This window comes from Halomonas sp. DP5N14-9, assembly GCF_019802175.1.
GTDB lineage: Bacteria > Pseudomonadota > Gammaproteobacteria > Pseudomonadales > Halomonadaceae > Halomonas > Halomonas litopenaei.
The window spans coordinates 36,793-57,573 of record NZ_JAHVHR010000034.1 but is presented as its reverse complement, the minus strand read 5'-3'; the positions used below and the strand labels follow the sequence as shown (position 1 = coordinate 57,573).

General features: G+C 61.3%; 34 protein-coding genes and 3 tRNA genes. 20 read left to right on the top strand and 17 right to left on the bottom strand.

All coding sequences use genetic code 11. From position 1 onward, the window contains the following. Positions 1–571 precede the first annotated feature (571 nt). The 13 genes from KUW00_RS19755 to KUW00_RS19695 form a co-directional block, all read right to left on the bottom strand. Positions 572–1,189 (bottom strand): hypothetical protein, encoded by a 618-nt coding sequence (locus tag KUW00_RS19755; RefSeq protein WP_222569953.1) that lies wholly within the window; start codon positions 1,187–1,189, stop codon positions 572–574. A 231-nt stretch (positions 1,190–1,420) separates the two neighbouring features. Then, positions 1,421–1,774, bottom strand: coding sequence for a RusA family crossover junction endodeoxyribonuclease (locus KUW00_RS19750; RefSeq protein ID WP_206937022.1), 354 nt, complete (start codon positions 1,772–1,774; stop codon positions 1,421–1,423). After that, a complete protein-coding gene (locus KUW00_RS19745; protein WP_222569952.1) occupies positions 1,771–2,163 on the bottom strand; it encodes a dATP/dGTP diphosphohydrolase domain-containing protein in 393 nt (130 codons plus the stop codon). Before KUW00_RS19745 ends, KUW00_RS19750 begins: the two co-directional genes overlap by 4 nt. Next, complete coding sequence (locus tag KUW00_RS19740; RefSeq protein WP_222569951.1) at positions 2,156–2,593, bottom strand: DUF968 domain-containing protein; 438 nt, start codon at positions 2,591–2,593, stop codon at positions 2,156–2,158. The genes KUW00_RS19745 and KUW00_RS19740 overlap by 8 nt, the downstream gene beginning before the upstream one ends. Continuing rightward, positions 2,590–2,739, bottom strand: coding sequence for a hypothetical protein (locus KUW00_RS19735; protein ID WP_222569950.1), 150 nt, complete (start codon positions 2,737–2,739; stop codon positions 2,590–2,592). Before KUW00_RS19735 ends, KUW00_RS19740 begins: the two co-directional genes overlap by 4 nt. Next, positions 2,736–3,179 carry a recombination protein NinB gene (locus KUW00_RS19730; RefSeq protein WP_315901206.1) on the bottom strand — a complete coding sequence of 148 codons (444 nt, stop codon included), beginning with the start codon at positions 3,177–3,179 and terminating at the stop codon, positions 2,736–2,738. The genes KUW00_RS19735 and KUW00_RS19730 overlap by 4 nt, the downstream gene beginning before the upstream one ends. Then, positions 3,176–4,165, bottom strand: coding sequence for a DNA-methyltransferase (locus KUW00_RS19725; protein ID WP_222569949.1), 990 nt, complete (start codon positions 4,163–4,165; stop codon positions 3,176–3,178). Before KUW00_RS19725 ends, KUW00_RS19730 begins: the two co-directional genes overlap by 4 nt. Positions 4,166–4,241: 76 nt before the next feature. Then, a complete protein-coding gene (locus KUW00_RS19720) occupies positions 4,242–4,586 on the bottom strand; it encodes a hypothetical protein (RefSeq protein ID WP_222569948.1) in 345 nt (114 codons plus the stop codon). Continuing rightward, the gene (locus KUW00_RS19715; protein ID WP_222569947.1) at positions 4,583–5,146 is read right to left on the bottom strand and encodes a hypothetical protein; all 564 of its coding nucleotides are present in this window, start codon (positions 5,144–5,146) and stop codon (positions 4,583–4,585) included. Before KUW00_RS19715 ends, KUW00_RS19720 begins: the two co-directional genes overlap by 4 nt. Further along, entirely contained in the window at positions 5,143–5,748 is a 606-nt protein-coding gene (locus tag KUW00_RS19710; protein ID WP_261392281.1) for a hypothetical protein, read from the bottom strand. The genes KUW00_RS19715 and KUW00_RS19710 overlap by 4 nt, the downstream gene beginning before the upstream one ends. Further along, positions 5,639–6,745, bottom strand: coding sequence for a replication protein (locus tag KUW00_RS19705; RefSeq protein ID WP_222569946.1), 1,107 nt, complete (start codon positions 6,743–6,745; stop codon positions 5,639–5,641). The genes KUW00_RS19710 and KUW00_RS19705 overlap by 110 nt, the downstream gene beginning before the upstream one ends. A 68-nt stretch (positions 6,746–6,813) precedes the next feature. Continuing rightward, on the bottom strand, positions 6,814–7,260 hold the full coding sequence (locus KUW00_RS19700; RefSeq protein ID WP_222569945.1) for a phage regulatory CII family protein: 447 nt from the start codon (positions 7,258–7,260) through the stop codon (positions 6,814–6,816). 65 nt (positions 7,261–7,325) lie between these two features. Then, complete coding sequence (locus tag KUW00_RS19695) at positions 7,326–7,523, bottom strand: helix-turn-helix domain-containing protein (RefSeq protein ID WP_045993444.1); 198 nt, start codon at positions 7,521–7,523, stop codon at positions 7,326–7,328. 107 nt (positions 7,524–7,630) lie between these two features. Here KUW00_RS19695 and KUW00_RS19690 point away from each other — a divergent pair, with 107 nt between their 5' ends. The 15 genes from KUW00_RS19690 to KUW00_RS19620 all read left to right on the top strand — a co-directional run bounded on the left by KUW00_RS19690 (position 7,631) and on the right by KUW00_RS19620 (position 16,511). After that, a complete protein-coding gene (locus tag KUW00_RS19690; RefSeq protein ID WP_222569944.1) occupies positions 7,631–8,317 on the top strand; it encodes a LexA family protein in 687 nt (228 codons plus the stop codon). A 78-nt stretch (positions 8,318–8,395) separates the two neighbouring features. Continuing rightward, the gene (locus KUW00_RS19685) at positions 8,396–8,983 is read left to right on the top strand and encodes a type VI secretion system-associated protein TagO (protein ID WP_315901207.1); all 588 of its coding nucleotides are present in this window, start codon (positions 8,396–8,398) and stop codon (positions 8,981–8,983) included. 441 nt (positions 8,984–9,424) lie between these two features. After that, positions 9,425–9,793 (top strand): hypothetical protein, encoded by a 369-nt coding sequence (locus KUW00_RS19680; RefSeq protein WP_222569942.1) that lies wholly within the window; start codon positions 9,425–9,427, stop codon positions 9,791–9,793. 82 nt (positions 9,794–9,875) lie between these two features. Beyond that, positions 9,876–10,172, top strand: a complete 297-nt coding sequence (locus KUW00_RS19675) for a hypothetical protein (RefSeq protein WP_222569941.1) — start codon at positions 9,876–9,878, stop codon at positions 10,170–10,172. A gap of 599 nt (positions 10,173–10,771) precedes the next feature. Beyond that, positions 10,772–10,915: a hypothetical protein gene (locus KUW00_RS19670; protein ID WP_222569940.1), complete on the top strand. Its 144-nt coding sequence runs from the start codon at positions 10,772–10,774 to the stop codon at positions 10,913–10,915. Continuing rightward, entirely contained in the window at positions 10,912–11,163 is a 252-nt protein-coding gene (locus KUW00_RS19665; protein ID WP_222569939.1) for a hypothetical protein, read from the top strand. The genes KUW00_RS19670 and KUW00_RS19665 overlap by 4 nt, the downstream gene beginning before the upstream one ends. A 10-nt stretch (positions 11,164–11,173) precedes the next feature. After that, a complete protein-coding gene (locus KUW00_RS19660) occupies positions 11,174–11,446 on the top strand; it encodes a DUF551 domain-containing protein (RefSeq protein ID WP_222569938.1) in 273 nt (90 codons plus the stop codon). 5 nt (positions 11,447–11,451) lie between these two features. Continuing rightward, a complete protein-coding gene (locus KUW00_RS19655) occupies positions 11,452–11,598 on the top strand; it encodes a hypothetical protein (RefSeq protein ID WP_157033073.1) in 147 nt (48 codons plus the stop codon). A 68-nt stretch (positions 11,599–11,666) separates the two neighbouring features. Continuing rightward, entirely contained in the window at positions 11,667–12,407 is a 741-nt protein-coding gene (locus tag KUW00_RS19650; protein WP_222569937.1) for a recombinase RecT, read from the top strand. Next, entirely contained in the window at positions 12,404–14,023 is a 1,620-nt protein-coding gene (locus tag KUW00_RS19645; RefSeq protein WP_222569936.1) for a YqaJ viral recombinase family protein, read from the top strand. Before KUW00_RS19650 ends, KUW00_RS19645 begins: the two co-directional genes overlap by 4 nt. Before the next feature lie 84 nt (positions 14,024–14,107). After that, a complete protein-coding gene (locus KUW00_RS19640) occupies positions 14,108–14,482 on the top strand; it encodes a hypothetical protein (RefSeq protein WP_222569935.1) in 375 nt (124 codons plus the stop codon). Positions 14,483–14,747: 265 nt separating this feature from the next. Further along, entirely contained in the window at positions 14,748–15,113 is a 366-nt protein-coding gene (locus KUW00_RS19635; protein WP_222569934.1) for a hypothetical protein, read from the top strand. Beyond that, a complete protein-coding gene (locus tag KUW00_RS19630; RefSeq protein ID WP_222569933.1) occupies positions 15,110–15,907 on the top strand; it encodes a DUF2303 family protein in 798 nt (265 codons plus the stop codon). The genes KUW00_RS19635 and KUW00_RS19630 overlap by 4 nt, the downstream gene beginning before the upstream one ends. Positions 15,908–16,050: 143 nt before the next feature. Next, a complete protein-coding gene (locus tag KUW00_RS19625) occupies positions 16,051–16,296 on the top strand; it encodes a hypothetical protein (protein ID WP_108133166.1) in 246 nt (81 codons plus the stop codon). After that, the gene (locus KUW00_RS19620; protein WP_222569932.1) at positions 16,293–16,511 is read left to right on the top strand and encodes a hypothetical protein; all 219 of its coding nucleotides are present in this window, start codon (positions 16,293–16,295) and stop codon (positions 16,509–16,511) included. Before KUW00_RS19625 ends, KUW00_RS19620 begins: the two co-directional genes overlap by 4 nt. 131 nt (positions 16,512–16,642) lie before the next feature. Here the strand turns inward: KUW00_RS19620 and KUW00_RS19615 are convergent, their stop codons facing one another. After that, positions 16,643–17,788: an RNA-guided endonuclease InsQ/TnpB family protein gene (locus tag KUW00_RS19615; RefSeq protein ID WP_222569931.1), complete on the bottom strand. Its 1,146-nt coding sequence runs from the start codon at positions 17,786–17,788 to the stop codon at positions 16,643–16,645. 131 nt (positions 17,789–17,919) lie between these two features. Between KUW00_RS19615 and KUW00_RS19610 the strand changes: the two genes are divergently transcribed. The 5 genes from KUW00_RS19610 (at position 17,920) to KUW00_RS19590 (ending at position 20,425) form a co-directional block, all read left to right on the top strand. Continuing rightward, entirely contained in the window at positions 17,920–18,462 is a 543-nt protein-coding gene (locus KUW00_RS19610; protein WP_222569930.1) for a hypothetical protein, read from the top strand. Next, complete coding sequence (locus KUW00_RS19605; protein ID WP_108450199.1) at positions 18,455–18,736, top strand: hypothetical protein; 282 nt, start codon at positions 18,455–18,457, stop codon at positions 18,734–18,736. The genes KUW00_RS19610 and KUW00_RS19605 overlap by 8 nt, the downstream gene beginning before the upstream one ends. 139 nt (positions 18,737–18,875) lie before the next feature. After that, positions 18,876–19,148: an ArsR/SmtB family transcription factor gene (locus KUW00_RS22710; protein ID WP_108450200.1), complete on the top strand. Its 273-nt coding sequence runs from the start codon at positions 18,876–18,878 to the stop codon at positions 19,146–19,148. 60 nt (positions 19,149–19,208) lie between these two features. Next, a complete protein-coding gene (locus KUW00_RS19595) occupies positions 19,209–19,532 on the top strand; it encodes a helix-turn-helix domain-containing protein (protein ID WP_222569929.1) in 324 nt (107 codons plus the stop codon). A gap of 50 nt (positions 19,533–19,582) precedes the next feature. Continuing rightward, positions 19,583–20,425 (top strand): tyrosine-type recombinase/integrase, encoded by an 843-nt coding sequence (locus KUW00_RS19590; protein ID WP_222569928.1) that lies wholly within the window; start codon positions 19,583–19,585, stop codon positions 20,423–20,425. 6 nt (positions 20,426–20,431) lie between these two features. Here KUW00_RS19590 and KUW00_RS19585 read toward each other — a convergent pair. From KUW00_RS19585 to KUW00_RS19575, 3 genes are all read right to left on the bottom strand, one after another. Then, positions 20,432–20,518, bottom strand: a tRNA-Leu gene (locus KUW00_RS19585). Positions 20,519–20,602: 84 nt separating this feature from the next. Beyond that, positions 20,603–20,676, bottom strand: a tRNA-Cys gene (locus KUW00_RS19580). A gap of 25 nt (positions 20,677–20,701) precedes the next feature. Then, positions 20,702–20,776: transfer RNA gene (locus KUW00_RS19575), tRNA-Gly, on the bottom strand. Between the last annotated feature and the right edge of the window lie 5 nt (positions 20,777–20,781).

The following is a 20,781-nucleotide window of genomic DNA, read 5'->3' as shown; positions in this document are numbered from 1 at the left end:
CTCACCGCATCCGCCTTGAATTCATCGGAATACCGACGTCGAGTCTTCTTGGTCATGAACACCTCCATTGCCTCCATTATGAGGCTTATCGGGGTGTCCGCTCCAATTGGACCACTTCAGGTATCGGTACAAAGAGCTCTGGCCCTTTGGGAACCTTCCCGATACTGAAGCCGCTCGAGAGCAGTACAGTACCCTCATCAACACTCTGATCACGGATACGAAAGGCGAGTTTTACCCCCGTCCTGAGAAAGGCGTATAAGACCGGGTATCACTCGGCCGTCGATGATCAGCCGCTTCCCATTGGCGTCAGTCATTTTCGACAAAGGGAGCGGCTTTACGCCGTGGTGCAAGTCATCTGTGCTCATTGGTCAACTCCACGGGAAAGGGTGCCGCCCGACCAGGGCGAGGGAAGGCTCGCAGGGCGGCATAGCGAACTACGCCCCGGCGTGAGGCTAAGGCGCAGGAACGAAAAAGCCCCGCCGGTGAGGGCGAGGCTTTGATATGTGGTAGCTGTCAGTAGGCGAAGCCTGTCGCAGCTTAGAAAGCATTATCGATGCAGACCTTCAATTAGTCAAGCTGCATATTTTTCGGAGTGCCGCATAGCCCGGTTCGCGCTCCGGCTTGCCTCGATGACCGGCTCCATGGCCTCACACTCCAAAGCAGCGACTGCGCGACCCAGCATGTCCCACACCTTCTCCCAGCCATCTCGCTGCCAGTTGTAACTGACGATCTTGACGCCCTGGTGCCCATAGACGAATTCACAGATCTCCAACGGCTGCCACGGGCGGCGCTCACCATCCATATTCAGCCGATCCATCATGAGTCGAGCGTAGACCAGTGCTTCGACCCTCTGCCGGCGCGCCTTCCGGTAGCTGCTCCATTCGGGCGTGGTCGCAACGAAGCGCGTCAGCACGCTGTCAGCGACATCATCGAGGTACCAGTTTGCCTCACCGGTATCGACCAGGCACAACCAGTGACCCACAGCCGCCAGCACCGGCGATTCCCGCTCCATCTTGCGCACAGCGGAGTAGACCGGGATGTAATGGTCGTTGTAGCAGCCGCCCGACTTGATGCCGCTCGTCTGAACCTTGGCACCGGCTTCGGCGAGGTCGGCGCACGCTTGGGTGCGAATCCCTGAATCGAAGCCCTCTGCCCATGCTACTCGGGGGTTGTGATCGATATAGCTCATGCGCTCTCCCGTTTTGCTCGTGCCTTGGCTTCGTTCGCCGTGCTGTGTTCGCTGATGCTTTGAAACCCTCGCCAGAGGGTGTAGCGGTCGACGCCGCTGTGAGTCGTCTTGCAGATCACGAATTCGCCGCTCTGGATTGAGTAGGCGCTTTTCCGTGACCACTTCACGACCGGCGCCTCGGGTCGTTGTGGTGGTAGCGCCGATCTGGCGGACGCTCGCTCTGCTTGTCGCTCATGCGGCCTCCTTGATCTCGACCAGACACTGGCCGCCAGCCATGCGCTCGCCACGGATGATCGTCAGCCGGTCAATCTGCTCGTCGTCCAGCCAGATGCCCGCGTGGGTCAGTGCGTCGAGAAGCGCCTTGCCGCCGTGGTTGTCGATGTCCCGCTTGCGGCGGTCGGGTGGCAACAGGGTCACGACAACATCCAGCCGGGCGGCCAGGGGGTCGCCCTGGTGCTGCCCGGCGACGGCGGTGGCCACGTCTTTGCGGTACTGTCGCCCCTTGCGGGACAGCAGCGTGCGGCCATGGACGTTGCGCCAGACGGTGTTGGTGCTGGGCGGCCAGGGAAGGGTGAGGGTGATCATCGGGCAGCCTCCCGCATCGCCAGCTCAAGCCGGAACAGGACGCAGCAGGCGACGTGCGCCAGGTGATGAACACCTGTCTCGGGATCATTCTGCTCACCCCTGGCGAGAGCCATCTCGTGGCGAAGCGCGGCGGCCAGGTACCGGCTGTCGGCATTCTCGACGTACTGCCAGTTGCCCGGGGCGTATTTCTCGGCGCCGGCGGTGAGGACGTGGCCGATGGCCTCAAGGGCTCTTGGCATGTCGGAGACCAGCAGGTCCATCCGGGGCTTCTCGCCGTCGAACTTCATGCCGGCCTTCTCATCACCCATGCGGATTGGCCGGGCCAGATCCCTGACGCTGACGAGCGTCTCCTCATGACGGAGCAGGGCGTTGTCGATGTGGTCAGCCATGGGCATCCTCCTTGGCGGCGATGAACTCGAGGGCGTCGGCCAGGGCGCCGACGATAGGCTCGTCAGTGAAGTGGTCGAGGCCGCGGTTGATGGTGTCGGTCAGCCACCCGGGCTGTCGGGCCTGCATCTCGGGGCTGGCATGGATCGCCTGATGGCACTCCCGGCACGCCGGCATGGCAAAGCTGTCCGGGGCTGTGGTGGCCATGCCAGACAGGCCCCAGTGCAGCCCGATACAGTGGTGCGCGTCCGTGGCGCGGCCATCGCAAACGCAGCAGGGCAGGGACCGGACGAACGCCAGGTAACGCTCACTACGCCACCGGGTGTCGCTCGACGCCTTCTGCGGCTTTCTGCGGGCTTTCTGCATGGGCTTGCGGGCCATCGGCGCCCGGTTGCGGATCGGTGTCTTCCGCTGGAGGGCTGAGCGCTTCATGAATCCCTCCTGTCGATCTGCTCGAGAAAGCTGCGCATCTCCTCGCGGGCCCGGCGCTTCTCCTCGCGCTGCGCCCATGCCAGGGCGGCACAGGCGCCGAGGCAGGACACGATGGCGAAGGCGAATAGGGCGAATGTCGGGTTCATGCGGCGGCCTCACGGTATTCATCGAGCACACGCAGGGCGGGATCGCTCCACTGGACGCCGTGATCGGTCCCGAAGGCGTCGATCAGGGTCAGCAGGTCGGCGAAACGCTGCTTGGTCATCTTCGAGGTGCGGCCGCCGATCATGACGAAGCCGCCTTCCAGTCCCGGCACCACGTCCTGCCGCTCAAGGGCGGCTGAAAAAATGTCCTTCCAGGCCTCCTTGGGCAGATACCGGCCATACCACTCAACCTGTCGGCTGACGTCGGACAGAACGGCCCACAGACGGCGGTTCTGGTCGAGGCTCCGCTGGTTCTTGGGCCGGCGAAGCACCAGCTCGACAGGTCCTGCCTCCAGGCCCCGGCCCGCCATCCGGGCCGCCATCTGGATGACGCCGCCCAGGTCCCGCAGGGTGGCGATCTGGTAGGTCAGTTCTTTGCTCACGCCAGCGCCTCCAGCAGGCTCAACTGTTCTTCAGCATTCGGGTCTATGCCGTAGTAGCTCAGGACCCACGCCACACGACCCTCGACTAACTCTGCGTAGTCGGCATTCAGCTCGCAGAGAATGGCTTTTCGCTTGTGTGCCATCGCTACGCCAGCGGTCGTTCCGCTACCCCCAAAGGGGTCCAGCACAGTGCCTCCCTCGGGGCATCCAGCCAACACGCACGGCGCTATTAGGTCGGGCGGGAACGTGGCGAAATGGGCGCCTTTGTATGGGCGGGTTGAAACCGTCCAGACGCTTCGGCGATTTCGCATCGCCCTGTCCCACTTTCCCTCGTCGCGGTCACTTCGATGGGTCCCCTTCCGCTGACCGGGAATCACCGCATTCCGCTTACTCTCGGTACGCCTGAACGAGTCGCGAGTGCTCCTTGGCCCGCCGACTGCCCTCATTGGTCCGTTGGTTTTTCCAGGCTGTCGATCGCTTCCTGCCTGCCGGTCAATGTCTTGCGCCCATCGGGCAAGGCTCGACTCCGCCGCCGGCTCCTTCACTGACTCGTGGTCGTAGTAGTAGCGCGGCCCTTTGCTCAGTAGGAATACGTACTCATGAGCCTTGGTACACCGGTCCCTCACGCTCTCTGGCATCGGGTTGGGCTTGCTCCAGATAATGTCCTGGCGCAGATACCACCCGTCAGACTGCAGGGCGAATGCGACGCGCCAAGGCATGCCGTGAAGCTGTTTTCCTGCGCCGTAGCTATCGCCCAGGTTGAGCCAGACCGTGCCGTCATCGCGCAGAACTCGACGCACCTCACGGAATACGCGCACCAGTGCATCCACAAACTCTTCTGGCGTCTTCTCCATGCCTAACTGGCCGTCGCGCCCATAGTCCCGCAGGCCAAAGTAGGGCGGGCTGGTCACGCAGCAGTGAACAGATTGCTCTGGAAGAGTCCGCAGCGTCTCCATGCAGTCGCCATGCAGAATCTCGTAGCTCATCCCTTACCTCCCGCGATCACTGCCAGGGTGAGAACGCCCAGGGAGGCCCCAATGAACAGGCCGATCAGGAATAGGGTCATGCCGCGCCCTCCGCGATTACGCTGTGCCCAAGCTCCATGTCGACGTCGTGCCAGCCGGCCAGCCAATAGGCGCGAGCCACGGGGCGCAGTCCGCCCGGAACGACCTTTGGACACCCCTTCTGCCTTGCTGAACGCCCGCTGATGTAGGCGCCCAGGCCTCGATCCTCTGCCATGATTTTCGCCACCCTCTGAGTGCGCTGCGGATCAGTCAGCCCGAGCCTGAAAGCACGGGTCCGGACGGCTTGCACCGAGCGACCGAGCCGTTTGCCAATGACACTGGCGGGGGTCTCGCCTTCGTAGAGCTCGGTCAGGATGGCTTCTTGTTCTGCTGTCCACTTCATGCGGCGGCCCTCCTGCGCATGCTCATGATCAGGGAGCGGCGGCGCTTGGCGTTCTCCCGGGCCCAACGGCGGTAGTTCGGGCCCAGCACGCCGATCTGCTTGTGGACCCACGAATTGCTGACCTCGTAGCCGATGGCATTGAGGTAGGCAGTGCACTCGGAGCAGTTCATGCCCTTGAAGTCGATGCAGTCGCCCAGGATGTCGTGGATCTCGGCCACCAGGGCTGCGTCTTTCCGGCGAAAGGCCCCGACCCACTCCGGGTTGCACAGCCCCATGTCGGCGGCCTTGCCCCGCACGGAAATGCGGGAGCGCCCCAGCTTGTCGGCTGCCTGTTGGTAGGTGGCACCGCTGGCAATGATCTGCTCGAGCCTGTCCAGCTCCTGGCGTGTCCAGGGTTGGCGGGGGCCGGCCTGGCGAGTCAGGCCCAAGTCCCACGCCTTGTGGTTGACAGAGCTCTTGGTCCGGCCAAGCTCCTCGGCAATGGCTCGGTGGGTAACGCCTTCGGCCAGGCGCTGGCGAAGGGTGGTCAACTCGGCCTCGGTCCAGATGCGTCCGCTCATGCATCACCCCCTTCGGCGAGAATCCCTTTGATTCGAGCGATGGTTTCTTCGGTGCTCTTCGGCGGCTCTTCGCCACGGGTTCGCCAGAAATCCTCCGCCTCCTGCTGAGCCTTTCGCTCACTGGCCTCTTGGGCCTTGCGGATATCGCTTTTCATCTCATCGCTTTCGAGAAGGGCTACCCGGTCATCCAGCGCGCCGCCCTCGAGGAGTCGATTGCACAGCGCCTCGTACTCGGCAAAGAACACCTTTCGCAGCCGGTATCGCTCGCCTTCGCTGGAGCAGTGGCGAAGATCCCACGAGCCGGTGGCAGTGGTGGCGTCCATGACGGCCTGGTGGCTCCAGTGGTGCTCCATAATCCGGCCTGCGTAGGTGCAAGCCTCGCGGAAGGCGATCTCGGGTTCCGGCAGCCCGAAGTCTTTCAGGCTCGGTTTGAAGATTCGGCAGAGCTCAGCGATGGATGGCGGCCAGTTCCCGCCCTCGAGCTTGATTTCTTCAATGGCCATGTCGAGCGATTCCATCGTCGGCAGTGATGACCACCTCGCCATCGAAAATCCGAGCTCCCGCTTGGCCAGTTGAAGCATCTCGTTCGCCGAGAACGACATCCGCCAGGTCCTCGGAAAAATCGCCTCCAGCCGAGTAAACGCCCGGTTCACCAGCGCCTGAATCTCCTCCTTGCGCTCCTCCTTCGTCGAACAGGCCTTCCGCCCAGGAGGTGTCGTAGGGGTCTGCGAGGCTCGCTGCGACACGATCCTGCTCTGCGCGACGGTTGCCAGCTGAGATGCGGTTTTCATGACGAGACTCCTTGAGCTTCTTGACCTGGATTTCGAGCTGGTCCCACTTGGCGCGCAGCTTGGCGGGGCTGAGGATGACGCCTGACCAGAACTGGTGTTGGGCAGTCCAGGTGATCAGGAAGCGGATTTGTTCGACGGTGCGCTCGTCACGGGTTCGCATCAGGCGAAACTCGTTTGCCCAGGAACTCATGCTCGGACGCTTGGGGTTGGTCAGGTCGGCACTGATGGCGGCGAACATTTGCGCGGCCATCTCGTGATCAACGGGCTCACCCCATTTCTTCGGCGAGGATTTCTTCGAGGACTTTCTAGAACCTTTAGGTTCTAGAGTGTCTGTAGTGTCTGTATTTGTGTCCCCATCTTGGGGACGTTTTTCGTCCCCATTTTGGGGTCGGAGTCCCCAAGTTGGATCATGCTTCCGTTTTGGGGACACCCGGGACTTTTGAGCCGAGAAATCCCACTCGCTGATGCGGGTATTGATACCGATCGGTGCCTGCGAGCCGCCATCGCGACGAAGAACCTTCTTGGCCAACAGGCCGTTCACGGCTTCGCTGCAACGCTTGGTCGTCAGGCCGGTCATCTTGGCCAGTACGCTTTGCGAGAGGCGAGCTGAGGAGCGATCCCACCCGAAGGTGGCTCGCTCTACTGCACGGACGACACGGGCCTCTCTACTCGTCAATGGCGCCTTGCAAAGCGCCTCGACGATAGCGTTGGCAGTACGGACATATCCGTCTTCCAACTGCGCACCTCTCTTTTCCCTGGGCGCCTCGGGCGCGCTTGGGAACTGGAATATCTGAGCGGTATCTGTCATGATTCACCTATCACCTTGAGTTGTGATGAAGCCCCGTTCTGGTTGGTCGCCGGCGGGGCTTCGTTGCATCAGGCCTTGGCCAGTCTCGGCTCGGCCATTTCCATCAGCTCTGATTCCAGAGCGGTCAAACAATCGATCTCGGCGCGGATGGCATTGCGGATGTCCCGCGCTTCCTCGGCGGTGATCAGCCCGTCATCCAGTACCTGGCGGATCACTTGGGCGACAGTCCCTGCGGCGACCTGGTGATTCACCACCAGATCGAACAGACTGGCGTCCTCGTCGCGCTTACCCTTGGCCACGGCCACTGCCCCGATTTCATCCAGAAACGCCACCAGCAGGCGCATGTCCTTGGTGATGGAGAACATCAGCCAGAACTTGCGCAGCGAGATGGGGCGGTCGTTGATCGGGTTGCACTGATTCACCAGCACTTGGTACGGACAGCCCACTGCTGCGGCGAGGCGCTTGTATCCGTAGTCCTCGGCGACTTCCTGAATGGCTGCTGTAAGTTTGTCCATGTGTATGTCTCGCTGGTGGTAAAACCTGCCCGCTGCTTCGGGGCTGGGCTAATCTGTGGTTGTGGTCAGGCGGCACGCTTCTTGAGCTTCGAGTGCATCAGGTCGATGGAGCGGCCAACCGAGTAACTGGGATTGGCGATCGCGCCAGTGCGGATGCGATAGATGGTTGAGATGTCGCATCCAGCCTTCTCTGCGACCGCCTTGTAGGTGGCCCCGGATGCCAGAATGGCCTCCAGCTTCTTGGCCAGTTCTTCGCCAAACATGGCGGAGCCCTCTTGGTGTGAGTATATGCACAGGATATGCATTCATGCATTTAAGTCAAGGGCAAATGCATTTGCCGTATGCACCGCCTCGCGGGATCATTGCACTCATGCAAAACAAGCCCGTTCGAGAGATTCTTCAGCAGCTCATAGCTGAGTCAGGTATGCGTGCCATCGACGTGGCGCGGGAGTCAGGCGTGGCGCAGTCGACGCTATCGCGAATCCTGAGCGGCAAGATCGAGCACCCCACGGACCGCCAGATAGCAAAGCTGGCGGAGTTCTTTGGCGTGTCCGGGGATCAGATGCGGGGTAGGGAGGCTTTGAAGCCTGGTGCTGCAAGCGTTTCAGAGCACCCGGCGTTCAAGGAGTCCAATGTTGCTCCGCCACCGAGGATGGAGGGCTATGTGCCGATCATCTCGTGGGTGCAGGCGGGCGCATGGACCGAGGTCTGCAATGTCGACTTCCTGAGTGACGAGATGGTGCCGAAGCCGCCGGCCTGCTCGGACAGAACTTTCGCCCTGCGCGTAAAGGGGCAGTCAATGTCTCCTCGCTATGAGCCGGGCACAATCGTGTACGTTGACCCCGAGGTGCTACCATTTGATGGTGATGACGTTGTAGCGGTGCTCACTGACAGTAATGAGGCGACGTTTAAGCAGTTTGTCGAGGAGCCGGGCGGCGGAAAGATGCTGAAGGCGCGCAACCCGAGCTGGCCGGACCCTTGGGTTGCCATTAATGGCAACTGCCAGATTATAGGGGTGGTGGTTGCAGACCTGCGCTTGAGGGTGCCGCGCTCTTGACGCCAGGGTTCTAAATAGGAGGGGTGTGTGCCCAGCAAGAATGCCGTCTTGACCATAGGTGTTTCTGGCCTAGCCCTTATGCTGGTGGCGATGTTTGGCCAAAAACCTGAAGCTCTTCGCTCAGAAGCGCGAAGCGCTCCACCCGAAACTGCGCCTGAACCTAGCGAGCGGAATCAAGATGGCGCTTCTCCAAAACCTGCTGAGCCGAACTCACCCTGGTTCGTGAGGCAGGACACGTCCCCGATGGACGATTCGACCAGTGTTTTCCTCTCGACATACTCCAAGGAGCTGGTGCCACATAAATATCGTTCGGGCCGCGCGGCCCCAGCCGTGCTCCAGCTTCGATGCATGGAGAACACCACAGCGCTGTACATCGAGTTTAATGGGCACTACATGGTGAGTAGTAGATATCAGGACTGGGGTGACGTAGATCTTCGGGTAGACGCTCGCAACGCGAGAACGATAGGCATGCATGAGTCCACAGATAACCAGGTCCTGGGTCTATTTCGCGGCGGTCAGTCGATCCCCGTCATCAAGTCTATGTTTGGCGCCGAGAAGCTGTTAGTCCGGGCCACACCGTTCAACGAGTCGCCCATCACAGTCACGTTCGACGTCAGTGACCTGGAGAGCGAGATAACTCCGCTCCGCGAGGCTTGCCACTGGTAGCAAAGCCCAGCGAGAACCAATAACCCGCCTCGTTGGCGGGTTTTTTATGCCCGCAAAACAGGCGCCTGCATAAAGGGCGCATTTTTTTTGCCGGAAATATGCATAGATGCATTGACGCAGAATGCATAGATGCATATATTTGGAAGCGTGGACAGGGCAGCAGCCCACCACCGGCCACCTGGCCACGCTCTTTAAGAATTCGACGAAGTACCCGTGACGCCATCCGGTAGCAGGCGGCAATCCCCCAGCAGGGGAACCGTTCCGGGCGTCCCTAAGAGAGGTGGGGCGTAGGCCAGGGCAGGGGACAGCAAACCTTGCCTTGAGTCGGCGCTAGTCCAGTGTCACGGGAGAGAAAAGGATTCAGCGCCTTGGTAATCCAGGGCGCATCCGAAAGCTCATTCAGTGAGTGGGCTTTCGGAAAGCAACCAAGAGGGCAGTGCAGTGAGTGACTACAAGTATCCACACGCCGACATTGTCGGCAAAGAGGTGGTGATCATGGTTGAGAAGTTCAAGTCCACCAAGAGCCGCTTTGACGGCGTTGTGGTTTCCCCTGGTTACCAGTCAGACAAGGTGTTCGTTCACGTCTACTTCCTTGGGAGTGAGGTCACTTTTGATCGCGCCCTGATAAAGACCGAGGACGACCTCAAGGACAATTCAGAAGTGGCCAGGGGCTACCGGCGCGCAGAGAAAGCGTGGAAGGAGAGAGACCTGGCGGAGCGGGAATACAAGAAAGCCACGCGGAGCGTTGAGGATGCAGAGAAAAATCTTCTTCGGGTGCTGGCCGCCACGTATGGCGAGAGTGGTCGCTAAGAATTCCGACGCCCTGCACAGCGGGGCGTCATCCACCAGCCTTCTCACCGAGAGGGCTGATGGATGACAACGGGAGGAAGCTATGAGCAGCGAGATCACCATGAACGGTCCTGTCGTGTTCGAGATGAAAGTCCATCTGATGAACCCCGACACGGAGCAGCGGGCCGTGATGACAGTCGGCATGGGCGCCGGCAAGTACCCAACGCCCCAAGAGATTCAAGAGCGCATCGAGCGCCTGCAAGGAGAGATCGAGGATCACGCGCCAGGCTATGAGCTCATGGATCGCAGGGAATTCATGGCCGACATGATGGAAGAACACTCAGGCCATCGCGTCCATGTCGCATGCCCTCGGGAGTGGGACGAGATTGCAGAAGGGTAAGCGCCGCAGGGCGTGACAACGGAGCACCACGCGATCCCATGCGTCAGTTGGGCCCAGCGCCCCGCCCCGGGCCAGAGTACGGGGCCATCGAAGTGGCGGTTGAGAAGGCCGGGAGCGCCCAGCCGTCCCTGAAAGGGCAGCCGCCACCCCGATGCACCCGCATCACCATCTGTTCCCTGCATTTGCCCGCCACCGTGCGGGCTTTTTTCTTCCAGGAGGTCGCATGACCGCAGACACAGCACGCCGTCGCCTCGGGCTGCGGCCTCTCGTCGGTGAGCACTGGACCGACAGGGTTATAACGAGCGAGCACCGCAAGCGGTGGTTGCGCAAAGAGCGCTGGCAGCGTCGCAAGGCCATAGCGGCCCAGGGTGTGACGCCGCCGATCGAGATTTGGAGGGCGGTATGAGCCCTGATCACTGCTGGGTCGCGGTGGCGGCCCTTCTCTACTCCCTGGCATTCATCGGCGCTGTGATAAGCAGCAGGAGGTAGGTATGTGCACGAGCGGATGGAGCAAGCACTCGAGGGACATTGAGGCTCTGCGAGACGCTGGCCGAGAGCCTGGTGCGCACCCGATCGATGACGACATCAAGGCCATTCTGATGGCCGATCCGCTGTCGATGGATCGGTTGGTCATGGCCGCTGTCGAGGCGTTTTTGACCAACGGGTACCGGGGCGGGCCCGACGTCAACACGGCGATCGAGATCGCCCTGGACCAGCACTACCGGAGGAGGGCGGCGGCATGACGTTCATGACCACCGTTGCCGGTATTCCGTGCCGGTGCCGGGTGACGTTCTACAGCCCTGGAGCGCCGATGCGCACCACCGGCTGGGGATACGGCGATTGCGATCCCGACGAGCCGGAGGAATTCGAGTTCGACATCCTCGACCGCCGCGGTTATCCGGCGGCGTGGCTCGAGGCCAAGCTCACCGACGACGACAGCGAACGACTGCTCGAGGAGTACCGCAGAGAGCGGGACGCCTGGGCGGCATGAGGAGGGAAGCATGAGTGAGTGGATCAGCGTGCGGGATCGGCTGCCAGAGGCAGACAAGCTGGTTTTGGTTTACACGCCGCCTCAGCCCGGTGATTACCCCGAAGATATCCGAATGGAGTTCGATTACATCGATCAAGACAGCGGGGCGTGGTTTGTCCACTCCGAGCACTACGAGCATTACTGCTGTGTCGCGAAAGGAGGGAGCGATATCAGCTGGTCAGGGCCATCTGAGGCGGCCCCTTACACCCACTGGATGCCGCTGCCGGCGCTGCCAAAGGAGTAAACATCATGCGAGCACTGATCTTGATCACCGTCCTGGCCCTGGCCGGCTGTAGCAGCCAGCCGATCGACCGGGAATTCAGCCACCGCCACGGCTACGACGCCATGCGGTCGATGATCCAGTCCACAGGGGCAATCCATCACGGGGTTGACTGACGAGAAGCCCCAGCCGATGGCGGTCGGACTGGGGCGGATACCAACAGTATCGAGGAGAGGGTAGCAGCATGAATGCAATTACACGACCCAAGGGCGGCGGCTTTGCCCTGCAGCCAAACAGTATGAGCGAGGCCATGGAGATGGCTCAGATGCTGGCTAGCAGCCAGATGGTCCCGCAGGCCTACCAGCAGAAGCCGCAGGACACTTTGGTGGCCATGATGATGGGGTCGGAGTTGGGCCTAAACCCGATTCAGGCGCTGCAGAACATCGCAGTCATCAACGGCAAGCCGGCGATCTACGGGGACGCACTGCTCGCTCTGGTTCAGAGCCATCCAGCTTTCGGTGGGCACGAGGAGTCATTCGACGATGCCAGCATGGCCGCCACCTGCACCGTTTGGCGCAAGGGTGACGCCAAGCCGCACACGGTCACCTTCAGCCAGGCAGACGCCGAGCGCGCCAAGCTGTGGGGTAAAGCCGGTCCCTGGCAGACCTACCCCAAGCGGATGCTCATGTGGCGCGCCCGCGGCTATGCGTTGCGAGACAAGTTCGCCGACGCCCTGGGCGGCCTGATCACCGTCGAGGAGGCTCAGGACATTCCTACCGAGCGGGAAATCTATCCGGCAGGCAGCGAGCCGGCACGACCAGCGCTTGAGCATTATCCCGCCGACTCCTTTAACGCGAACTTCCCCAAGTGGCGAGACGCCATCGAAGCCGGCAAGCGCACGCCTGAGCAGATCATCAACATGGTCAGCAGCAAAGCCGAGCTGAGCGAAGAACAGAAACAGCAGATCTTGGAGGTGGCGGCATGAAGATCATCGACTTGGTTCAGGGCAGCGACGAGTGGTGCGCCTACCGCTCCCGCTATTTCACTGCCAGCGAGGCCTCGATCATGATGGCCTGCTCGAAGAACGTGAAGCGCAACGAGCTGCTTCACATGAAGGCTACCGGCTCAGAGCAGGAGTTCAGTGCGTGGTTCCAGAAGAACGTGCTCGAAAAAGGCCACCGCATCGAGGCCGCGGCTCGCCCCATCGCGGAACGCATCGTTGGTGAGGAGCTTTACCCGGTCACCGCGGTGTCTGATGACGGCACTCTGCTGGCCTCGTTCGATGGCATCACGATGCTTGAGGATGTTGGCTGGGAGTGCAAGCAGTGGAACGCTTCGAAGGCTGAGGAAGTGAGAGCGGGCGAGGTGCCGCAAGAGGACTACTGGCAGGTGGTTCAGCAGCTGGTAGTGAGCGGTGCAGACAAGTGGCTCTACATGGTCACGGACGGTACCGAGGAAAACACGGTCAGCACCTGGGTCGCTCTCGATGATTTCCATGCCAGCCAGCTTGTCGCCGGCTGGGAGCAGTTCAGCGCAGATCTCGAAGCCTACCAACCTACCGAGCAGACTGTCGCGCCCCAGGGCGAGGCGCCCGAAGCACTGCCGGCGCTCAAGATCAACCTCACCGGGGCGGTTCAGGCGAGTAACTTGCCCGACTTCAAGGCCCGTGCCATGGGCATGATCGAAGGTATCCGCACCAAGCTGACTACCGATCAGCACTTCGCCGATGCCGCCGAGACTGTGAAGTTCCTGCAGAAGGGCGAGAAGCAGCTTGAGGCCAGCAAGAAGGCCGCTCTGGAACAGACGGCAAGCATCTCTGAGCTGTTCAGCACCATCGACGAGTTGCGCGAGACCATGCGCCAGAAGCGCCTGCATCTCGACAAGCTGGTGAAGGCCGAGAAAGAGAACCGCCGACTAGAGATCCAGCAGAAGGCGCACCAGGCCTTTGACGACTTCTTGGCCAAGCTGGATTGCCCGGTTGAGCCCCGGCACAGCCTCAACGTAGCCGGCGCCATGAAGGGCAAGAAAACCATCGCCACCCTGCAGTCTGCGGCCGATGACGAGGTGGCCCGGGCCAAGGTCGAGTGCCAGCAGCTCGCCAACCAGATCAGCGAGAACAAGGCGCTGATCGAGAAGCATCAGGGCGACTACGGCTTCCTGTTTAGCGACTGGCGCGACCTGATCCAGCGGGATGCCGAGTTCATCAAGCTTCAGGTCGAGAACCGCATCGCGCACCACAAGCAGGAGGAGCAGAAGCGGCTCGAGGCGGAGCGGGAGAAGATCCGGCAGGAGGAAGAAGCCAAGGCGAAGGCACAGGCGGCCAACAAGGAAGCCATCGACAAGTCCATCACCGCCGGCAAGGAAGAGCCCGCTACCGAGGAGCGCCGCCCCCTCGACACCAGCAAGATCGCTGCCGCTGCCGAACGTGGTGCCGCACTCAAGCCAGCCCGCGAAGTCGAGCAGCCTGACACGGTGACGATCAGTCGAAAGGAGTACGAGGCGCTACTGGCTGCTCGGGACAAGCTGGATGCGCTGGAAGCCGCCGGCGTCGACAACTGGAGCGGGTATGACGATGCCATGGAGCATCTTCGCGCCGCTTGATCAAACAGGCCCCACACCGGGGCCTTTTTTGTGGGAGGCGGTATGCCACGCAAATACCACCGCTGGCCTCGCGAGGATCTCGACATGCTCGAGCGCCTGGTGCTGGGCGGCTGGCATGACGAAGACATCGCTGACGAGATGCAGCGGGAACTGTTGTCTGTGCGCGGCGCCATTCAGCGCATTGGCCTATCCAAAGCCCGGCCTGCCAGCTTCTGGAACCGGCGAGACGACTGGCCAGATATCGACACCATCATCGTCGATTGTCTCGAGGCCAGCTTGATGACGGTGCCTCAAGTCGCTGAGCACTTGGCCCGCATCGGGAAAAGGGTCTCGGTTCAAAGCGTGTACCGGCGAATCGCCAGCATGCCAACAGAGGTACAGAACCGAGCCAAGCGCAATGGCAGCCGGCGTCGCGCTGCCGTCTGCTCACGGATCAAAGGCCGCCGCAGGGCGGCATGAATAAACGCGCCGTGCCCGGTGGCGCCAATGACCGGAGCCCAGCCCAGGCGGAGGTGGCGATATAACACCGTCAGCTACCAGGGCGCCGCCCTCCCTTGCTATCTGGTGCAAGCCAGACGTGAGTACCGCCGAAAGCGGGAGGCGTCAGGGGTAGCCGGGTGCCGCACGTAAAGCGGCAATTTCTTTTCAGCCTCGGCACACGCCGGGGCTTTTTCGTGGAGGCGGATCGCCCGCACTCCACACCTCATCAGCAAAGGAAACTCGCATGTCACACCCCACTGATGTGACCAGGTTCTTCGAGGACCTGGATGGCGGCGTCTTGGCTGAACGCCTTGGCGTCATTCTCAGCCACGCCGCGGCAGCGGCCACCGACAACCCGAAGAAGAAAGCCAAGGTGACCTTGGATCTGAGCATCGAGAACATCGGCTCTGGCAGCCAAGTGGGCGTGATCCACAAGCTGTCTTTCAAGGTGCCCACGGCGCATGGCGCTACCGCCGAAGACCACACCACCGAGACGGTGATGTACGTCAATCAAGGTGGCGAGATGTCCCTTGAGCCGAAAAACCAGCTCGACATGATCGGGCATCACCACCGCAAGTCTTCCCAGCAGGATAAGGAGAGCGACCAGTGAGCCTGACCAAAGACGCACTGCAGCACCTGGAGCAGTCACACAAGACCGGCATCGAGGTCGCCGAGGGCCACGCCCTGGTGATCGGCGACCAGTTCAGTCTTCAGGACATGGAGAAGTACCAGGGACAGCGCCGGCGCTTCCGCGGAAAGTTCTCGACCAAGGGGCTCGGTGACTTCACGCGCTATCTCGGCGAGCGCGCCGCAACGAACACTCCAGTCTTCATCGACCGCGACGACATGGCGGCGCGGTGCTACCTCGACATCGGCAGCCATGACGCTCCAGGGCACTGTGACCACGCGGCCACGCTGTCGCTACCCAAGACACCGGAGTTCATCGCCTTCCATCGAGCCAACGGCAGCACCTTCGACCAGGAGGGGATGGTCGAGCTGATCGAGGACTGGGGGCATCTGATGACCTTTACCAACAGCAAGGGCGAAGCCCTGGAGCGCGGAAAGGTGGTCAACGCCTTCCGCAAGGTCTCAATCGACGACCTGACCAGTATCGACAGCGAGAAGCAGGAGCACAGCTCGCAGGTCGGTGTTATGAGCAAGGTCACGGTGAAGAATGCCGAGCGCTTGCCGGCGATGATCATCTGGCGCTTGTCGCCCTATGAGGGTCTGGAAGAGCGCAACCTTGAGATGCGCGTCGCCAGCCTAACTAAGGGCGGCCCAGGCTTCCGGCTGCGCGCCATGGCTCTCGATGCCAATGAGCAGCAGATCGCCGGCGAGTTCGCCAGCCGCATCGAGGAGGCGCTGCCCGAGCTCGAGTGCCTGCTGGGCACCTTCAATCCCTAATCCTCCGACGGGCCCTGCGGGGCCCTTACCAAAGAGATCAGCATGACACCAGGCGAGTGGATCAACGACATCGAGGTATGGGGCGAGGTCGGCGCCAGGGCTGTCGAGCAGGCGCTGGCCGATCAGATGTGGAGGGAGTGGGTATGCAGCGAGTAGACAGACTGCGCGGCCTGGTGTCCGTGCAGCAGGAGATCAGGGTACGGGAAGGGCTACCGGTGCGGTTCAGCGCCCGGCATGTGGCGGCGGGCCTCGGCGCCGTGATGGGCCAGTACCGGTTGGTGAAAGCGCCGGAGGCGGCGCAAGAGGCGATCCGGCAGTGGCACGAGCACGGGCGGATTCAGCGCGACGGCACGCTCGACGGGATACCAGCTTGGAGGAAGGCGGGATGAAGCTGACACAGCAGCACCTCAAGAAGCACCCCGAGAAGCTGGGACGATTCGACCAAGTGCGGATCTGGTCTGGCGAATGGCACATGTGGTGGCGGCCAGATGCTCGCGGCTACACCCCGAACCAGAGCGAGGCAGGAGTGTACGACACGATTGAGGCCTGGGCCTGTGTTGCGCACTGCGGCCCCGAGAAGAAGATCATCCTGGTGGCGACATGATCGCGGCCATCATTCTCGGCCTGCTGATCATGGCGGGCGGGGCGCTGGTCCTTAGAGAAGCGAGGCGGGCGTACAGAGAGCAGAGGAGAAGGGTTTGACTGCCCCCTCCCTGAAGGGAGGAGATTCCCAATTCACCGAGAACCGGACGCGGAGACTTGCTCCATGCCGCTTACATTCTCTCCAAGGGCTAACACCGCCAGCCCGGCGGCTTTGATGTTAATCGCGGCGTTGAGGTCGCGATCGTGTTCAGCGGCGCACTCGGGACACGTCCAGGCGCGAACCTGTAACGGCATCTCGGGCATCACATGCCCGCAGCCCGAGCAGCGCTTGCTGGAGGGGTACCACTGGTCGATGGCCGACAGTTGCCGACCCGCCCAGGCCGCCTTGTACTCCAGATGCCGGACGAACTGACCCCAGCCGGCATCGCTGATCGACTTGGCCAGGGTCGGGTTGCGCAGCATGTTCTTCACCTTCAGGGACTCGACGCAGATCACTTGATTCTCGTTGACGATCTGGCGGGACAGCTTGTGCAAGTTGTCCGTCCGGCAATCGGAGATCTTGGCGTGAAGGCGCGCCACTTTCTGCCGGGCCTTGGCACGGTTCTTCGAACCGAGCTTCTTCTTGCTCAGCTGACGCTGGGCCTTGGCAAGACGGGTCGCATACTTAGCCGTATGGCGGGGATTGCCGATTCGATGTCCATCGCTGGTGACGAACAGATCTTTCAGGCCGAGATCGATACCCACCATTTTAGGGGTAACGGGCAGTGTCTCGGGGTCGAACTCGCACAGGCAACTGACGAAGTATCGGCCTGCCGAGTCCTTGGACACGGTAACGGTGGTCGGATCGCTGGGCAGGCCACGGCTCCAGCGGATCGGCAGCGGTTCCTTGCACTTGGCCAGGAACAGCTGGCCATCCCGGTATTTGAAAGCCGAGCGAGTGAACTCCGCCGACTGGCGGTGTCGTTTGCTCTTGAAATTCGGGTGCTTGGCACGACCCTCGAAGAAGTTCTTGAAGGCGGCCTGCTGGTGGCGAAGGCACTGCTGAAGCGGGACCGAGCTCACCTCATTGAGGAAAGTGGTCTCTTCATCCTTCTTCATCCGCGACAGCTCAGCGTTCGCCGCCACGTAGCCGATCTTCTCTCGGCGTTCGTAGAAGGCATCGGTTCGATACCGAAGAACCGCATTGTAGACGAAGCGCACGCACCCGAAGGTCCTGGCCAGAAGCTGTTCCTGTTCAGGCGTTGGGTAGAAGCGGTATTTGTAAGCGCGTTTCGTCATTTCTCACACAATATTCCGAAACCTGTAAGATAGCAACCGCCTAAAAGGAGGCAGCGAGAGCAGGGTCGTTCTACGGACGACGCGCTATCCCTACCCGCACTAGAAGTACGGGGCATCTCGCGAAAAATCAGATGAATAGTTCGATTGAAGCGCTACAGCAGCGGCTGGAGCAGGTGGAAGAACAGAACCACGAACTTACCCGTGATCTGGAGGCCGAACGCCACCATCGCCGGGCCGTTGAACGAGACCGTTACCGCTGGCAGAAGCAGGCCCAAGAGTGGGGCGAGGAGTGCGAAAGCGTGTCCGCCATGCTCCAGGCTGCCGGCGAGGATGCTGTCGAGATCAAGCAGGAGCATGCAGCGCTGGCCGCGCATGTGGAGCGACTGAGGCAGTTGTGGCCACCCTTGTCTGCGGACATCAGCGCACTGTTTGACCAACAGCCTCAGAACCATAGCGACGGATCGTACTTGGTGGACGGTCAGTCAGCATGTGAGTTCGCTAAGGCACTCAACGACTCGCCCTCCATCAGCCTCGCGCGCCGTGACGCCAGGATAAAGGCGGAAGCGGCGACGGAAATGTCTCTGCGCAGGCCGCCGGGAAGTGTCCAGCGGTCGTGGATGCAAGAGGTGGCCAACGAATACCGCCAGCAGGCCGAGGGAGGTGGCGATGAGTAGGCAGGCCGGGTGGTACTGGGTGAAAGAGCATTCCTATGAGAACTGGGCGGCATGGCACTGGAACGGAGTGGACTTCGCCGGGGTCGACGAAGACTGTTTCGCCGTAATCGGCCCCCGCATCCCGTCGCCGGACGAGCCGTGGCAGTGCGTGCCGGTCGAAGCGACCGCCGACATGCTGGACGTTCTCACCCTTGGTCACCTTGTGACGGCGCCGAGGCGATGGCGAGAGGCGCTCGCAGCGGCGCCGAAGCCGGGAGGAGGCGATGAACCTTAGCTGGTGCGGTTCCTAGTATGCCAGGTATAGGTTCAGCGGCGCCCGTGGAAAACAGAGTGAGCCTGGTGAGCATCATTGTGCCCACCCGAGCAAGGGGTGCGGGGTATAGTAGGGGAAACGCAAAAACTGGAAGCCATTTATGTCCTTCGATGTCGACGAGCTACTGTATCTAGCCGCTTTCCCTACTCGTGCAGAAATTCTTAACGTGGTCCAAAAATTCGACCCGATCTGTGTGTCTAGGATTTCTGAGGTGCTATCTCTGACTCAGAATCAGACGACCAAGCATCTCACCAAAATGCGCGAAGCAGGTCTTGTAAAGGCGGATCGGTCAGGCCGTACCGTGTACTACCGCCTTGCAGATGAACCTTGTTTGCGCGACTTCCTTGAATGGCGGCGACGATACCGCCAGTGAACTGCCGATCATCATGCCGCCCTCGAGGCGGCTTTCTTTTGCCCTGAGGAGAGCTTGATCATGACACCCCTGATGCCGCCGAGTGAGGTGGCGGAACTCTTGGCCATCAGTGAGCGCAAGGTCTACGCGATCAAGCACCTGATTGGCTATGTCGCCCTGGGCGGCAACGTACGGTTTGAGCGAGAGGCGGTCGACGCTTACATTGAGAGCTGCAAGCGCGGCCCCTCACGAGGGGAGCAACAAAAATGGGTATCACGGTTCGATACCGCGCATCTCGGAGCAGGTGGGTCGTCACCGAGTCGGGTGAGCGCGGCAGATATCAGCGAACGTTTATCACGGAAAAGGAAGCAAGGCAGTTCGCCACGAAGCGAGAGGCTGAACTAAACGAGGCTCAATTCAATGGCCTCATGGGTCGGCAGGAGCGGAGGACCTTCATGGAGGGTCTTCTGCGCTGGGTCGACGAGTACGACACGAACAGCCAGGGCGCGAGCATTCGTGCAGTCGCCCGCTGGTTCGACGAGAACGCGCAAGACGTGCTGCTTGGCCAGGAGGTGCTGGATGCCGCCCGGTCGATGCAGAAGGATATGCGCAGGAAGCGGCTCAGCCAAAGCACGATCAATAACCGGACCCAGGTGGTCAAGCGAGTGCTGAGCCTGGCGTATCGGGAGTGGGATTGGCTGGATCAGCCGCTGGACGGCAAGCTGCGCAAGCCTACCCCGAAAAACGAGCGCCATGTCTACCTGACCGCAGGGGACATTCGGCGTTTGGTTGAGGCTGTGCCGGAAGAGTATCCGGAGGAGCGGCGAATCATCACGCTGGCTGCTTTGACGGGACTGCGCCGCGGCGAACTCCTGTCGCTGGACCCTGGCAACATCCAGGGTGGTCGCATCGTGTTGCGACCAGGGCAGACCAAGAGTGGCAAAGCCAGGGTCGTGCCGCTGCCGGAGGATGGTGCGGCATTGGTGGCTAACCTGCCGTTCGCATCTGACGCTCATCAATTGCGTAAGGCGTTTGAAGCTGCCCGGCAGGCTATAAAGCGTGATGACCTGCGCTTTCATGACCTTCGCCACACCTACGCCAGCCTGCTAGCTGAGGCGGGGGAGGTGATGACGACGGTGCAGGCGCTACTTGGCCACAGCAGCTTGGTGGTGACCAGCCGGTACGCGCATATGTTCGACTCGCGTCTGGATCAAGTGGCTGGCAGGCTGCCGAAGCTTTGCGACCAAATTGCGACCAGAGAGGAGGGCGTCGAGGGACTAGGTAGCATAAGGCATTGAAACTATTGGTGCCCGGAGCCGGGCTCGAACCGGCACGGTGTTGCCACCGAGGGATTTTAAGTCCCTTGCGTCTACCAATTTCGCCATCCGGGCAGGAACGTCGCCAGAGGTAAGGCGATAGGGTCCGAAGGGATCGGACACGGCTTCTGGGAAGCGGGGCACACCTGAAAGGAAAAATGGAGGCTGGAGTCGGAATCGAACCGGCGTACACGGAGTTGCAGTCCGCTGCATAACCACTCTGCCATCCAGCCTCATGAGTCATCCATCGTCTGATGATGGAGCGGGAAACGAGATTCGAACTCGCGACCCCAACCTTGGCAAGGTTGTGCTCTACCACTGAGCTATTCCCGCCTGAC

Bases quoted from the DNA above. Each gene is read 5' to 3' on its own strand.
- KUW00_RS19755 (WP_222569953.1), bottom strand. From the start codon at position 1,189: ATGAGCTATATCGATCACAACCCCCGAGTAGCATGGGCAGAGGGCTTC.
- KUW00_RS19750 (WP_206937022.1), bottom strand. From the start codon at position 1,774: ATGATCACCCTCACCCTTCCCTGGCCGCCCAGCACCAACACCGTCTGG.
- KUW00_RS19745 (WP_222569952.1), bottom strand. From the start codon at position 2,163: ATGGCTGACCACATCGACAACGCCCTGCTCCGTCATGAGGAGACGCTC.
- KUW00_RS19740 (WP_222569951.1), bottom strand. From the start codon at position 2,593: ATGAAGCGCTCAGCCCTCCAGCGGAAGACACCGATCCGCAACCGGGCG.
- KUW00_RS19735 (WP_222569950.1), bottom strand. From the start codon at position 2,739: ATGAACCCGACATTCGCCCTATTCGCCTTCGCCATCGTGTCCTGCCTC.
- KUW00_RS19725 (WP_222569949.1), bottom strand. From the start codon at position 4,165: ATGAGCTACGAGATTCTGCATGGCGACTGCATGGAGACGCTGCGGACT.
- KUW00_RS19720 (WP_222569948.1), bottom strand. From the start codon at position 4,586: ATGAAGTGGACAGCAGAACAAGAAGCCATCCTGACCGAGCTCTACGAA.
- KUW00_RS19715 (WP_222569947.1), bottom strand. From the start codon at position 5,146: ATGAGCGGACGCATCTGGACCGAGGCCGAGTTGACCACCCTTCGCCAG.
- KUW00_RS19710 (WP_261392281.1), bottom strand. From the start codon at position 5,748: ATGTCGTTCTCGGCGAACGAGATGCTTCAACTGGCCAAGCGGGAGCTC.
- KUW00_RS19705 (WP_222569946.1), bottom strand. From the start codon at position 6,745: ATGACAGATACCGCTCAGATATTCCAGTTCCCAAGCGCGCCCGAGGCG.
- KUW00_RS19700 (WP_222569945.1), bottom strand. From the start codon at position 7,260: ATGGACAAACTTACAGCAGCCATTCAGGAAGTCGCCGAGGACTACGGA.
- KUW00_RS19695 (WP_045993444.1), bottom strand. From the start codon at position 7,523: ATGTTTGGCGAAGAACTGGCCAAGAAGCTGGAGGCCATTCTGGCATCC.
- KUW00_RS19690 (WP_222569944.1), top strand. From the start codon at position 7,631: ATGCAAAACAAGCCCGTTCGAGAGATTCTTCAGCAGCTCATAGCTGAG.
- KUW00_RS19685 (WP_315901207.1), top strand. From the start codon at position 8,396: ATGCTGGTGGCGATGTTTGGCCAAAAACCTGAAGCTCTTCGCTCAGAA.
- KUW00_RS19675 (WP_222569941.1), top strand. From the start codon at position 9,876: ATGAGCAGCGAGATCACCATGAACGGTCCTGTCGTGTTCGAGATGAAA.
- KUW00_RS19670 (WP_222569940.1), top strand. From the start codon at position 10,772: ATGGCCGATCCGCTGTCGATGGATCGGTTGGTCATGGCCGCTGTCGAG.
- KUW00_RS19665 (WP_222569939.1), top strand. From the start codon at position 10,912: ATGACGTTCATGACCACCGTTGCCGGTATTCCGTGCCGGTGCCGGGTG.
- KUW00_RS19660 (WP_222569938.1), top strand. From the start codon at position 11,174: ATGAGTGAGTGGATCAGCGTGCGGGATCGGCTGCCAGAGGCAGACAAG.
- KUW00_RS19655 (WP_157033073.1), top strand. From the start codon at position 11,452: ATGCGAGCACTGATCTTGATCACCGTCCTGGCCCTGGCCGGCTGTAGC.
- KUW00_RS19650 (WP_222569937.1), top strand. From the start codon at position 11,667: ATGAATGCAATTACACGACCCAAGGGCGGCGGCTTTGCCCTGCAGCCA.
- KUW00_RS19645 (WP_222569936.1), top strand. From the start codon at position 12,404: ATGAAGATCATCGACTTGGTTCAGGGCAGCGACGAGTGGTGCGCCTAC.
- KUW00_RS19640 (WP_222569935.1), top strand. From the start codon at position 14,108: ATGCTCGAGCGCCTGGTGCTGGGCGGCTGGCATGACGAAGACATCGCT.
- KUW00_RS19635 (WP_222569934.1), top strand. From the start codon at position 14,748: ATGTCACACCCCACTGATGTGACCAGGTTCTTCGAGGACCTGGATGGC.
- KUW00_RS19625 (WP_108133166.1), top strand. From the start codon at position 16,051: ATGCAGCGAGTAGACAGACTGCGCGGCCTGGTGTCCGTGCAGCAGGAG.
- KUW00_RS19620 (WP_222569932.1), top strand. From the start codon at position 16,293: ATGAAGCTGACACAGCAGCACCTCAAGAAGCACCCCGAGAAGCTGGGA.
- KUW00_RS19615 (WP_222569931.1), bottom strand. From the start codon at position 17,788: ATGACGAAACGCGCTTACAAATACCGCTTCTACCCAACGCCTGAACAG.
- KUW00_RS19610 (WP_222569930.1), top strand. From the start codon at position 17,920: ATGAATAGTTCGATTGAAGCGCTACAGCAGCGGCTGGAGCAGGTGGAA.
- KUW00_RS19605 (WP_108450199.1), top strand. From the start codon at position 18,455: ATGAGTAGGCAGGCCGGGTGGTACTGGGTGAAAGAGCATTCCTATGAG.
- KUW00_RS22710 (WP_108450200.1), top strand. From the start codon at position 18,876: ATGTCCTTCGATGTCGACGAGCTACTGTATCTAGCCGCTTTCCCTACT.
- KUW00_RS19595 (WP_222569929.1), top strand. From the start codon at position 19,209: ATGACACCCCTGATGCCGCCGAGTGAGGTGGCGGAACTCTTGGCCATC.
- KUW00_RS19590 (WP_222569928.1), top strand. From the start codon at position 19,583: ATGGAGGGTCTTCTGCGCTGGGTCGACGAGTACGACACGAACAGCCAG.